Origin of the sequence: Pigmentibacter ruber (assembly GCF_009792895.1) — a bacterium.
Taxonomy (GTDB): domain Bacteria; phylum Bdellovibrionota_B; class Oligoflexia; order Silvanigrellales; family Silvanigrellaceae; genus Silvanigrella; species Silvanigrella rubra.
Map to the genome: position 1 here is coordinate 57,001 of NZ_WSSC01000006.1, position 13,130 is coordinate 70,130.

Annotated in this window: 9 protein-coding genes and 1 tRNA gene; 2 read left to right on the top strand and 8 right to left on the bottom strand. The window is 31.8% G+C overall.

Annotated features, from left to right (window positions below; all coding sequences use genetic code 11):
- Window positions 1-8 precede the first annotated feature (8 nt).
- The 8 genes from GOY08_RS15420 to GOY08_RS15455 all read right to left on the bottom strand — a co-directional run bounded on the left by GOY08_RS15420 (window position 9) and on the right by GOY08_RS15455 (window position 11,753).
- The gene (locus GOY08_RS15420; RefSeq protein ID WP_158999826.1) at window positions 9-938 is read right to left on the bottom strand and encodes a 6-carboxytetrahydropterin synthase; all 930 of its coding nucleotides are present in this window, start codon (window positions 936-938) and stop codon (window positions 9-11) included.
- A gap of 76 nt (window positions 939-1,014) precedes the next feature.
- Window positions 1,015-1,941, bottom strand: coding sequence for a flagellin N-terminal helical domain-containing protein (locus GOY08_RS15425; RefSeq protein ID WP_158999827.1), 927 nt, complete (start codon window positions 1,939-1,941; stop codon window positions 1,015-1,017).
- Between the two features lie 30 nt (window positions 1,942-1,971).
- Window positions 1,972-4,899 (bottom strand): hypothetical protein, encoded by a 2,928-nt coding sequence (locus GOY08_RS15430; RefSeq protein ID WP_158999828.1) that lies wholly within the window; start codon window positions 4,897-4,899, stop codon window positions 1,972-1,974.
- A gap of 72 nt (window positions 4,900-4,971) precedes the next feature.
- Window positions 4,972-6,519, bottom strand: a complete 1,548-nt coding sequence (locus GOY08_RS15435) for an aldehyde dehydrogenase family protein (protein ID WP_158999829.1) — start codon at window positions 6,517-6,519, stop codon at window positions 4,972-4,974.
- Window positions 6,516-8,321, bottom strand: coding sequence for an ATP-binding cassette domain-containing protein (locus GOY08_RS15440; protein WP_158999830.1), 1,806 nt, complete (start codon window positions 8,319-8,321; stop codon window positions 6,516-6,518). Before GOY08_RS15440 ends, GOY08_RS15435 begins: the two co-directional genes overlap by 4 nt.
- Window positions 8,322-8,350: 29 nt before the next feature.
- Window positions 8,351-9,631, bottom strand: a complete 1,281-nt coding sequence (locus tag GOY08_RS15445) for a COG3014 family protein (protein ID WP_158999831.1) — start codon at window positions 9,629-9,631, stop codon at window positions 8,351-8,353.
- An 18-nt stretch (window positions 9,632-9,649) separates the two neighbouring features.
- Window positions 9,650-10,459: a lysophospholipid acyltransferase family protein gene (locus GOY08_RS15450; protein ID WP_158999832.1), complete on the bottom strand. Its 810-nt coding sequence runs from the start codon at window positions 10,457-10,459 to the stop codon at window positions 9,650-9,652.
- Window positions 10,440-11,753, bottom strand: coding sequence for a phosphopantothenoylcysteine decarboxylase domain-containing protein (locus GOY08_RS15455; protein ID WP_158999833.1), 1,314 nt, complete (start codon window positions 11,751-11,753; stop codon window positions 10,440-10,442). The genes GOY08_RS15450 and GOY08_RS15455 overlap by 20 nt, the downstream gene beginning before the upstream one ends.
- Before the next feature lie 88 nt (window positions 11,754-11,841).
- On the opposite strand from GOY08_RS15455, the gene speE reads away from it, so the two are divergent.
- Together speE and GOY08_RS15465 are read left to right on the top strand one after the other, a co-directional pair.
- Entirely contained in the window at window positions 11,842-12,756 is a 915-nt protein-coding gene (gene speE, locus GOY08_RS15460) for a polyamine aminopropyltransferase (protein ID WP_158999834.1), read from the top strand.
- 162 nt (window positions 12,757-12,918) lie between these two features.
- A tRNA-Met gene (locus GOY08_RS15465) sits at window positions 12,919-12,994 on the top strand.
- Window positions 12,995-13,130 lie beyond the last annotated feature (136 nt).

Sequence of the window (13,130 nt, forward strand, 5' to 3'; positions counted from 1 at the left end):
TTTAATTCTTAAGAACAGATTGAACCTTTTGCTAAACCTTCATATGCACGTATTTCTAAATCTTGATCGGTTGCTTGAAATAAACTTTTTATAAATTCTGCTATATTTTCTACTGTACTTTCTTGTTCTAATAAAAAAACGCACTCTTTTGGTAATATAACAGCAACTTCTCCTTGTGTTCCTTTATATTGAGCAACCAATAATTTATCTTTATATTCAGTGATTTCAGGACAATGTTCTATTAATTCATGAATTAGTTTAGAATTCCAATTGGTTTCTAAATAATTTCTTGAAATAATATAAGAATGATTCAGTTTTTTAGCGACAAAATTACTTTTATCAGCATCAAATTTTCCATCTTTAAACACTTCAATTATATTGCTATGGCCATGAAATCTTTGGCAATTACCATAATGATGGCATAAGCTGTGGGTATAGCTGAAGTAATTGCTTTTGGTATGATGTTCATGGGGTCTTAATTTAACAATAACGTTAGTTACGTTTTCAGGAGAATTTCGAAGAATTGATTGAGAAATTTCTTTTTCTAATAAAGAAACGTCTCCTTTGTCTAAAGATATTAATGTTTCTCTTGATATTTTTCTTACAGAATTGCTGTACGTATTTATAGCAAAAATGGAATCTTGTTCAGTTTCTTTAAAACCAGCAACAATTATAAGTTGAGAATTGGATTGAAAACGGATACTACTCGGTTTAACAAGCAATTTATGATCAAATTCGTGATCGATAGTACTTTTAGCTGATTTTTTAGCTAGACTAAAATCAAAAAGAACTCCATTTTTATCTTTTTTACCTTCCCAAGTAACATCAACGTACCAGCTTTTTCCTTGAGGACCTGTACTAGGATATAAAATAGCACAATCAAGCAAGGTAACATCTTGAATGAATATTTTGGTCGTACTCTGGGGTGTATTTAACATAATTAGACAAAGCCTTTTGTAAGTCAGAAGCTAAAATTCTTCTGTGGATTTGTCTTAGCGAAATAATGAATAGTAATCAACCTAAAAGCTTTAAAGCCATTTCAGGGATTTGATTAGCTTGAGAAAGAACTGAAATTCCAGCTTTTTGTAAAATGGTTTGCTGGACAACCTGTGAACTTTCGTCAGCATAATCAGAATCTTTGATGCGCGATTTTGCTGCCTCTAAGTTTTCTATAGTCATACCGGTATTTGCTGCTGCATACTGCATTCTATTCTGGATAGCTCCTAAAATAGCTCTATATTCATTTACTTTATCTATTGCTTTATCCAAACGAATCATACTGCGTTGAGCATATATCTTCTTGTCTACTCGTGTACCTTCTTCATCAGTTGCGGTACCAATTTCCAGTGAGCCCTCACCACCAGTTAAAGCATTGATTTTTTCTAAGTTAATTCTGATAATATGTGTTGGATTTCTTACTGTATAAAGGTCATCAACCTCCTGATAATATGAGGCTCCTACTTGAATTTCTAATGGAGGAGGATTGCTGTTTTCTTTTAATACAGGTGGAATTTCTGCTGCTCCCGTAAGTAGACGAGTTCCATTAAATTCAGTTGAGTAGGCAATTCTATCAATTTCATCTTTCAGGGCTACAAATTCTTTTTGTATATGGCCTCGTTCTAAGTCCCCAATTGTATCACTAGCAGCTTGAACTGAAAGTTCTTTTAATCTTATCAGCATATTTGATATTTCGTTCAATCCTCCTTCAGCGGTTTGTATTAAACTAATCCCATCATGAGTATTGCGTTTTGCTTGAACAAGACCTCTAACTTGTGAACGTAGTTTTTCAGAAATTGCAAGTCCGGCAGCATCATCTGCTGCTCTATTTATGCGATAACCACTTGCAACTCTTTCTGTGTGTTTTGCCAATGCAAGAGTTGACACAGCTAAATTCCTCTGTGCGTTGATTGAGCTTATATTCGTTTGTACCCTCAATCCCATTTTAATGTCTCCGCTAGGGGATTTACCCTCTTACTGAGTTTGGGCTTCTAGGCTTCTTCCTATTGTAAGGCAAGTTGAAATGATTTTATAGGCTTGGTTACGCATTGTTTCAATTTCATCACGAGCTTCCCATGTCAAGCCCTCATGCACGGCACGATTTCGACTATCTTGGAGGGAGTGAACTAATTTTATAAATTCAAAAAGCTCATTATCATCAGAAAAATTTAAAGAAATAATTTTATTTAACTGAAATTGACATTCTTGTCTGGCAGCAACGAGAAGTAATAATGCAAAAGCTTTTGGACCATCTAAAGTAAAACGTTTACCAGGTCTGTATAAACATATTGCTCGCAACATTTTGCGCAGTTTAAATTTACTAAAATAAGGAACGGTTCGAATAATTGGTAGATTAGCAATATATTCTTCAAACGCGGTCATTTTTTCAACCACCCCTTTTCCATAACCGATTGATTCTAACTTTTTAGATAATTCTCCTTTTCTTATGATAGAATCTGTATAAGCTTCAAATGTATCTCGCATAGTTAATTCAACCGCTTTACAATGCATATTAACTATAGGACTTAAATCTACAGCTTCATTCCCCCATTCTTTTGATTGGATTAAGATCATTTCTGCAGTTCTTAATGCACTTTTAGAATCAATCGATAAGGGATCACAATTAGGAATAAATGATTTAATAACAAAGTCGATATCTTGCGAAGATATTTTTTGCTCATTTTTTACAGAATTATCAATTTGTTGAGGAATTGAAAGAGATATTTTTTTTATAGCAATTTGTAATGCAAGATCTAATTTTTCATTTAATCGCATAAGTTGAAGTGTTTTAAATTCTTGTAATATTTCTTCGGGATTTATTAAAGGTATTTCATTAATTATTTTAATTTTAATTTCATTAGAAATATTAGGTTTAGAGATTAAACGAATTAATGCTTGATGTGCTCTAGGGTGTTTTGATTTTAAAAGTTCAATAATAGTATGCTCTACAAAATCAATATCGATATGTTGAAGAGCTTGATATAAAATAGCTTTAATTGCATCATCTGTGTCTAGTTTTACAAGAGCTCTAACTATCCATCTTTTTTCTACATGCGGTGCAACTCGTAAACCTTCTCGGATAAATTTTTCATAGAAATCTTTTTCTTCGGCACTAAGATTAGAATTTAAACAAACTTGGAGAATTGCTCCCCAACGCATAATTGGCCTATCACTATAAAAATTTCCAGTCCAATCAGAATAATCTGTGTCATTTTCTTCCTCAATCTGTGGTGTTGTATTATCTAATATTGATTGGATTAAATTTGAAATTTCTTTAAGTGTGTCTAATGTTTTTTGGGTTATAGGGACTCTAAATTGATTAGCTCCAACTAAAATGGATTGAAAACGTGATGTAACCTCTAAAATATATTCATCTTTTTCCATGTTTCCATTTATTAAAGTATTTCTTATTGTTTCTAATTCGCTTTGTATTGCTAGACTAATTGTATGTAAGTCTAGTTTAGGAGCACTCAATGCTATAGCTGTAAAAGCCCAACTCGTGCCTGAAAAAGGGATTGTTTTATAAAGTTCATTCATAAAAAATGGCGAATAATTACCACCTATTGTAGCTGAGTAAATTTTATCAACATAACTATCATAAGTGCTATGATTTATTTCTCCACTTTTTTTATGAAATATTTTAATATTATTTAATACAATTTTTTCATTTACTGCGTAATCTTTTAAATTATATTTATTTGTATTAATGTTACCTAAGGCAAATACCTGAGCAAGTAGTAAATCTATATCGATAGTTTTTTCAAATAAATTTTGCCATTCACTATTTTTTGCAAAAAAACAATCATAATTTAAAAAAGTAAAATTTAAATCATTTGATAGTTTATGCCAAACTTTAAAATTTTGAGGATTTGTTATCGAGGTATTAAAAATTTCTGAATTATAAGGTTTGAAAAGTCCCCATATTTTACAAACAGATTGAGGTATTTTTTCCACATGAACTAAGCCAATTTTGGAATCTTGTGCTAAAATATTTGTCAAAATAGGATCTTTTAATTTTAATATAGTACTTAATATTTTTAATAAATTTTCAAAATTAGTTTCTGTCGCCAGAATTTCTTTCAAAGCTTCTGCTAAAATATTTTTACTAAAACAACTAAAACCTATAAAATTTGGAAATATATTTGTTGAGTTACTATAAAAAAAATTTTTAGCAGAAATAATATTAAAATTTTCTTTTTGGTAAATAGTAATTTGATTACATATTAATTGATATATTCTCTTTATATCTGTATTAATTAATTTGTTTATTTTATTGAATAATATATTATTTAATTCTTCAATCTGTAAAGAAAAGCCTAAATAAAGTATAGCAGAAATTGCTGAATTTTTTTTAAGAATTAAATTATCTTCTTGCTCCAGAATATTCTCAGCTATTTTAATCGCTTTATTAGAAACATATCCTAAACTAAGAAAAGCATTAAAGCCTTTTGCAAGAATAAAGTCAGGCAAATTATCATGTATTGATTTTTCAAGGGAGAATAAAAATCTTTCATCCAAAGTTTGTTCAATATAATGATATATTGAGAAAATAATCTCATTATCTTGTGGTTGCTTCTCGAGTAAATCCTTTACTCTGCTTGCGAAAGATGAGATTTTTGAATTTGCTAGTGCCATAATACAACTGCTTAATACACTTGGATTCGTTTCTTTTAAGAGCAAATAAGAAATAATTGCCCATTCACTACTTGGTGTACTAGGTAGTAAGAGCGAGGATGCTAATTTAGACTTTTCCTCTTGCGTGGGAATGAGCGCCATGATTTGCCAAATAAGCAAATTTCCTTGCCATGATTGAGAATTTTTTACCAATTTTTCGATAGCAATATAACGGTCATTTGCATTTTCTGAACGGACATACTGTTTTAAATCTTGAAAAATTGGCATTATACTCACTCCCTATGCAAAATATTTTATAGTCAAAAAATACTTTTGGGGCAATTAAAAATAAAGAGGAGATTAAATTTTAACAGTGTAATCTGTTGGATTTATGTAGTGAGTATCCATTTGGGCTAGTTGCAAAGTACCACTCATATCCCAGTTAACAGACTGCCATTTAGTAAATTGGTCGACAACCCATATACCTGATTGCCTACTCCCATTACCGCTTTTTCCATTTCCTCCAAAGGGAAGATGCGCTTCTGCACCTGTTGTGCTGTTATTAATACTTGTCATACCAGCTGAAATTTCTGTTCTATATCGATATGCAGCCTGTATATTATTTGTGTAAATAGCTGAACTTAACCCATAACCAGATTTATTGGCGAAGTAAATAGCTTCGTCTAAATCAGAAAAAGTGAGGATATTGAAAATAGGACCAAATGTTTCAGTCGAAAAGATAGCATCGTCAGATGAGACATTATCCACAATACTTGGAAATGCATAATACCCTAAATTAGCATTTCCTGAAAAATTATCAGGTTTTACTGTTTCTGTTATGCGCCCATTTTTTGTCGTAATTAATTTATGGTGAGGTTTAACTAAATTTTCTAAATTATCTATATGTTTTTTCAAAAACTTTTCACTAATCATGGGACCGTAAAAAATATTCTCATTTAAAGGATTTCCAATTTGAATACTTGTAACTTTATCTAGCAATTTTTTTGTAAGTGTTTCTTTAATAGATTTATGAACTATTAAATTACCTAATGATGTGCAACGTTGTCCAGCAGTACCAAAACCAGCCCATAGAGCCCCATTTACTACAAGATCTAGATCGGCATCGGGCATTACTACCATAGGATTTTTTCCTCCTAGCTCTAAACAAGGAGTTTGCAAATTACGTCCACAAATTTCGCCGATTTGTTTTCCAACCTCGGTACTTCCGGTGAAACCTATTTTATCTATTAATCCTTCATCAACTAAGGAAACTAATGCTGCTCCAGTTTTTGCCCCTGAACCAAAAACAACATGAAAAACATTTTTTGGAACTCCTGCTGCATATAACATTTCAGCAAAAATCATAGATAAATAAGGAGTATCTTCTGATGGTTTCCAAACACATACATTTCCACAAACTAAAGCTGGTATAAAGTACCAACTAGGAACGGCAAAGGGAAAATTTCCGGCTGTGATGCAGGCAAAAACACCAAGAGGTCTACGGTATGTATATAATTCTTTATTGTGCATTTCACTCGGGACTGTTTGCCCATATAAACGCCTGCCCTCTGAAATAAAAAAATAACATGTGTCGATTGCTTCTTGAATATCTCCACGCGCTTCTTTGATAGGTTTACCCATTTCTCGGGTCAATATTTGTGCTAATGGCTCTTTATTTTTTTCTATTAGCTTTGCAAAATTTGCTATGATTCCTGCCCGAATAGGTGCAGGAGTTTTTTTCCAATTTTCCCAACCTTTTTTTGCTTCATGGCAGGCTTCACGGCATTCTTCTTTACTAGCATTTGCAAATATAGCTAAAGTATCTTCTTTATTTGCTGGGTTAATTGAAGGAAAAAGATCTGTTCCAATGGTTCTTTTACCAGAAATAATAGATGAAACTGCATTCATATTAATTCCTCTGTTACTGATGGATCGCTAAAAGCTTTGCTGGCTTGCGATGTCTTTGATGGTGAAAAATCCAATATATCAGTAGCATATTCTTTAATAGCAGGTCTATGGGCAATCACGATTGTAATTGCGTTTTGGACATGACATTTTAAATTTTCAATTATTTTAATTTCGTTAATATTATCTAGAGCGCTTGTTCCTTCATCAATAATAATTAATTCTGGTTGGTTGTAGAAAATTCTAGCAAACATCAAGCGTTGTTTTTCCCCTCCAGAAAGACCATTTACATCTGAAAAAATATCTTTTTCTAATAATGATAAAGTGAGCGCATTTTTAATTTCAGAAATTTGCTGGTCTGAAGGGATTGTAATTTTTTGTGGATAAATAATATTTTCAAAGATAGAACCTGAAAAGATAAATGGATCTTGAGGAATAAAACATATTTTATTAGCGATTTTTTTATAATATTCTTCGCTAATTTCAATGTCATTTATTAATATTTTTCCATTTAAAATAGGTTGTATTCCTAAAAAAGTTCTTATAAAAGTACTTTTTCCTGCACCAGACTGTCCTATTATAACTAATAGAGAACCCTTTCTTAATATAACATTTAAATTCTCAACAAGTGGTCTAGCAGGATGGTTTGCAATAGTTAAATTTTTTATTTTTACAGAATCGATTATTGAAATTAATTCTTCTTTTTTTTCGGGAAGTAAATGATTACTTGATTCCAAAGTATGATCTGATAAAAAGAATTTTATTCTATGTAAAGCATCTGTTCCTTTGCGGGTAGAATTTAATTGGCTTGACATTCTATTAATTTTATCTGATAAAAGAGCAACTGTTAGCATAAAATTAATAAAAATATTACTATCTAGTGAGCCATCTGAAATTTTTCGCATAGCTGCAATAATAATAAATGCACCGGCAATAGTTCCAAGCCACTCTACTAAAGGGCTTCCCAAAGTTTTAGCACGAGTAGCCCTTCTCCATATATGATATATTTTATCATTAATTTTATTAAATTTTATAATCTCATAAGGAATTGCTTTGTGAACTTGAATAGTTTGCCAGCCACGCATTCTTTCAAGAATTCCGCTTAATAATTCACTTTCAAATTGTAATCCCTGTCTAGATAGTTTTTTCAAAGTTTTGCTTGTAATACGTAAAACTATTCCTGCTGGAATTAATACAGTAACAAACAATATAAAAAGTTGAACATCAAGTACAATTAACCAAATTAATAATATCAAAGAAGTTAACCCATCTTTAATAATACTACTGACAAGTCTTGTAAAAGTTTGCTGTGTTTCTCTGATGTCTTCTCCAACCATAGAGGATAAAAGTCCTGCATCTACTTTTTTTGCTGATTGGTAATTTAATGATAAATATTTTTCAGCAATATCTGACCTTAATTTTTTTGCTAATTTTTCGCCTAAATGTCTGATTAAATATTCATTATAAAAATTAAGAAAACCGTAAATAAATGCAACTATTAAAAATATTATTGTGAACCATTCTTTTTGAAACGATAGTGGAATAGAACTTTCAAAACGTGTGCCTTCAACAATAGGTGTAATCCAAAGTGCTAATTGATCGCCAAGCAGTCTGGACCAAGTAAGATCCATTGGAGCAGAATTTATTGTTTGAATAACAAATGAAGTTACGCAAAGCAAAATTAGTGAAAGTGGAATAATAATAATGACAGATATCAAAAAAATAAAAAACTGACTTGGCCATATTCCAATTTGTTGAATCCACAATTGAAATGATGATAGATATTTGGAATTACTTGAAGTCATTATAAATTGTTACCTTGAAAATGTGATTGTTAATTAAAAGTTCTTAGTCTTATCAATTTCTTTTTATTAGCTGGTAAAGTAAAGTTTTGCTCTAATGGCATACCATATTCGGGTTTAATTGATACAGTGGTTAGTTTATTTGCTGGAATAGATATTCTAAAAACTTGTAACGTATCTGGTAAAGTTGTCCAACTACGTGTATCTGCAGTTTCCGTAATTGCGCCAAATGCATTTGCAGCCAAACCTGCTAATGGATTTTCATCTCCGAGTTTTCTAGCCGCGACTTCTTTTGCTAAAACGCGCGCAGCCATTTTAGCAACATCTCTAACTCTTCTATCATCTAAAGCTTGTTTAGCCATTTTTCCAATATCTTCCATTAATATTGTTTTTCCAGCTAACTTGGAGTTCACATAAACTTCAGAAATTTTACTTTTATATTGAATGTCTTTATATTCAGGAAAAGATATTCTTACAACGGTCCTATCTGTAGGGAATAAAATTTCTTTTGGTACTTTAATAGGAGAATTGCCAGATTCATAAACAACAAAAATTTCTGCTTTTTTTAATAAATCATGATGATTTTCCCATGTTAAATTTGGGAATTTTGCTTTAATTTCTTTTAATATATCTGTTCTGTTTCTAAATTCAGCAAGTCTTCCTAAATCTTTCGAAATTTGTAATTCAGCTGATTTAAAATGGGAGTTTTGTGCATTTAGTTGGATATTAGTTATTGCTTTTTTGTATTCAATAATAGCACTATCCCATTCACTTTTGGTCTCGTAAACAAGACCTGAAAAGTAGTTCGAAAAAATATCAAATTTATATAGATTTTTTCCAATATCATCAGTATCCATTGCTTTTTTAATATCATTTGTTCGTCTAATCATTACGATTGAATTATTGGTGTCTTCATTAGCAAAAAAAGCTATGGAAGAAAATATAGGCAAAAGAATTTTTTCATGTGACTCACCAGTGTAATCAGTAATTGAGTCATTTATAATAAAACTAGCCGCTGTTTTAGATATACTTGTAGTATACAAATCTTCTAGTTTTTGATCAGATTGTATCCAATTTTTTGTTGCATTTTGATAATCACTTTGGAGATAAAGTAACATTCCTTTCTCCATTTTAAATAAAGCAAAGTTGCGCGCTTCTGTTGCCAAAGAACTTTCATCAAGCATTTTTGTTGCTTCTGGTATTTTACCACTATATAAATTATTTCGAATATTTGAGTTTTCTTGAGTGTACGATTGGCAACCAGATAATGTTGTTGCAGAGATGAAAAATAGAGTACAAATTTTAAAATTCATAATTGCATAACTTCCTGTTTATAATTTTGAACTAATTGTTAATTTAGCTTTTTCCATTAGCTCTGTAGCTGTTAAATTTGCTGGCTCAATTTTGTCGTGCACATGTATAATTACTTTTGAATATTTAGGACACAATGATCCTTTAGGAAGTAAATCTGAACAACCTGAAATTGTAATAGGGATAATTGATACATTTAGCATTTTTGCTAAACGAAAAGCTCCAGATTTAAATTCACCCAAATCACCAGTTTTACTTCTTGTTCCTTCTGGAAAAAATAACATTGGTGTCCCTCTTTTTAAATGCATGGATGAAAGTTTTATACTTTTCTCACCACTTGATTTACTTGTTCTTACTACAGGAACATATCCAACAGCAGATAAAGCCCACCCAAAAAGAGGAATTTTAAATAATGATGCTTTTGCAAGCCATCTGAATCGTGTTGAAAGCATAAATATCGCTAAAATATCTGCTTGGCTTTGATGGTTAGAGACATAAACTACAGGTTCACCAATGGTGGCTAAATTTTCTTTTCCTCTAATTTCAAATGTCCACCAAGGATTCATTTTACCAATTGTTAGGGCCCAAGTTATGGCAATCCAGTGCAGAGAATGTCTTTCTCGATCAAAAAAATAAACAAATGGAAAGCAGATTAATACCAAAGATGCAAAAAAAATAGAAAGTAAAACTACATTTGTCCAAGTATAAATCGCTCGAAATATTTGAAAATGATCTTTAGTTGAAGATATTGAGTTTTTTTGAGCAAAAGTCATAACTTTAATTCCTAAATTTCTGTGAATAGTAAAAAAGTTAGTCAGTTTTGTCATCATAAAATTTCTTAAATGATGCATAAAACTGATTTGCCATTTCTTTTTTCCCCTTTACACCTGTTTCAGAGATATGTCCATTTGTCTTTGTTATAAGAACTCCAGAGTGTTCTTTCTTCTTATTCCAAGTTGTACTTGAATTACTGTATAAAACTGCATTTAAGTTTTTGTTAGTTAAAAGTTCTTTAGCAATTTGAATGCCTTCTTTTTCATTTTCAGATGTAAGTTTGGCTGCAATTTTAAAGGGTATTTTTTTTAAATGCTCAAGATCTATAATTTTTTTTGCTCTGATGAAATCAATTCTTAGGTTTTCACTTTTACTAGAAATTTTTGAATGTGAAATTGATTTTGGTAAGAAATCAGAACCTGCAACAAGGTTTATAAAAGCATCATATTTCGATACTTTTAATTCTTTAATATAATCATACATATCATTGTAGTCTGGAAGATGAATGGTATTCTCAGAGTCAAAATTTGGAATTTCTTTGTTTGTATTAGCTGCCAAAATTGTAGGATGTGTTCCCATAGCATAAAATGTTTTAGCGACTTCTATACCAAGCGAGCCTGTAGACAGGTTAGTTATGCAACGCACAGGATCAAGCATAGCTCTCGTTCCACCTAAAGTAATTAGTATATTTTTTTCATTATTATAAAAGAATCTTCTTTTATTAATTATGTGGCAAATATTAATTGTTAATTCATCAACAGATGGAAGCTTATCTTTGCCTTCTTCTTTTCTTGGTTCAGTAAAATAGACAGCTTCTAATTTTGAAAGTTTTTCTTTATTTTTTTCAATTATTGGAGAAAAACCTAAACTTTCGTGCATTGTCGGACAGAAAATAATTGTCTTTTTTAATCCTAGCGCACTTTGAATTAAAGTAGTTGCCCCATCAGAACAAATTCCATTTGCAGATTTTGAAATTAAATCAGCAGTTGCAGGAGTAACTATGACAGCATCTGCTGTGCAAATGTGTTCTGCAAGCCCAGTTGGATGAATGATTACTTCTTCTTGGCTTGCCCATCGTAAGCTATCTAAACCAATAAATTTTAAACAATTTTCAGTTACAAAAAATTGTACAATTGCACCTTGTCTTCTCAATTCTCTTGCTAGTTTCGGAAGCTCTATGGCAGCTATGCCGCCACCACCGACGATAGTTAATCGGACATCTTTTAAATAAGAAGATTTGCTTAAAACTTGAGTATCTTGAAGAGTGGAATTATGTGAATTATTTTCATGCTGTGAGTTAACTATTTTAGTTGCTATCGGATTTTTTTTTGATAATTTGCCTTCGTTCATTTTTGTGGACTCGTTAATTTATTGGTGCTAATGGCTTTAGCAAAGGATTCAATTGGTTCCTCGCCCTTAACTTCAAAAGGAAATATAAATGTTTTCTAAAAAAATACCACACGCTCTTGAGTCTGATTCTGACACAACTTCACCTTTAGACCTTTGGTACCAAGAACGTCATAACGATGAAGTTTCTTTTGGCTTACATGTGAAAAAAGTACTTCATTCCGTTCAAAGTCCTTTTCAAAGAGTTGATGTATTTGAATCTACGGGGTTTGGAAGAATATTAACACTAGATGGTCTTATGATGTGCTCCGACAGAGATGAGTTTGTTTATCATGAAATGATTTCTCATGTACCTTTATTAGTTCATCCTAATCCAAAAAGAGTTCTTGTCATTGGTGGAGGTGATGGAGGAACTCTGCGCGAAGTATTAAGGCATGACTGTGTTCAAGAGGCTGTGCTTTGTGAAATTGATGGCGAAGTTGTTGAAGCTGCAAAACAGTTCTTTCCAGCTCTAGCTTTTGGCCTGAACCATCCTAGAGCAAAAGTTCATATTGGTGATGGCGTTGAATTTGTTAAAAAAAGTGCCTCTGCACAATTTGATATAGTTATAGTAGATTCCACAGATCCAATAGGACCTGGTGTGGGATTATTTTCAGGTGATTTTTACAAAGAAGTAAAACGTATTTTAACTCCTGGTGGGATTGTGATGGCGCAATGTGAATCTCCTTGGGAAAATAAATTTGATTTGGCAAAAGTTTATGGGAATTTAAAAGAGGCATTTTCATCGGTCTACTCTATGGTAGGGACAATACCATCATATCCGTATGGTTATTGGTCTTGGGGATTTGCAAGCGACGATTTGCACCCATTTGAAAATATAAACTTTGAAAAAGCGCGTGCAATTGAAAAAGGGACAAAGTATTATAATGTGGATATACATAAAAGTGCTTTTGCATTACCTAATTTCCTAAAACAAAAATTGCATGGCGTTGTTAAAAATGCTTAATTAATAATCAGATATTGATATCTATCTGCAAAAGGTTTCAACTTTGTGTTGAAACCTTTTTTTTGCTAAAAATTCATGCGTTTAAATATTTTTTTAAAAAATGAATGAAGTTGCTTGACAGTCTCATCAGCGACATGTAGAACCCCTTTCACCACATTATGACGCGGGGTGGAGAAGTTGGTATCTCGTCGGGCTCATAACCCGAAGGCCGCAGGTTCAAGTCCTGTCCCCGCCACCAAAAATGTGAAAGTTATTTGACAAGAGAAGAGAGCAGAAACAGAGTGCGGGAGCGTTGTGTTTCGTGTCGAAAGAGACGAAGTACAAGGTTCCTTCATAAAAGAAAGAACCGTCAAGGTAGAGAAAAACTACCATAA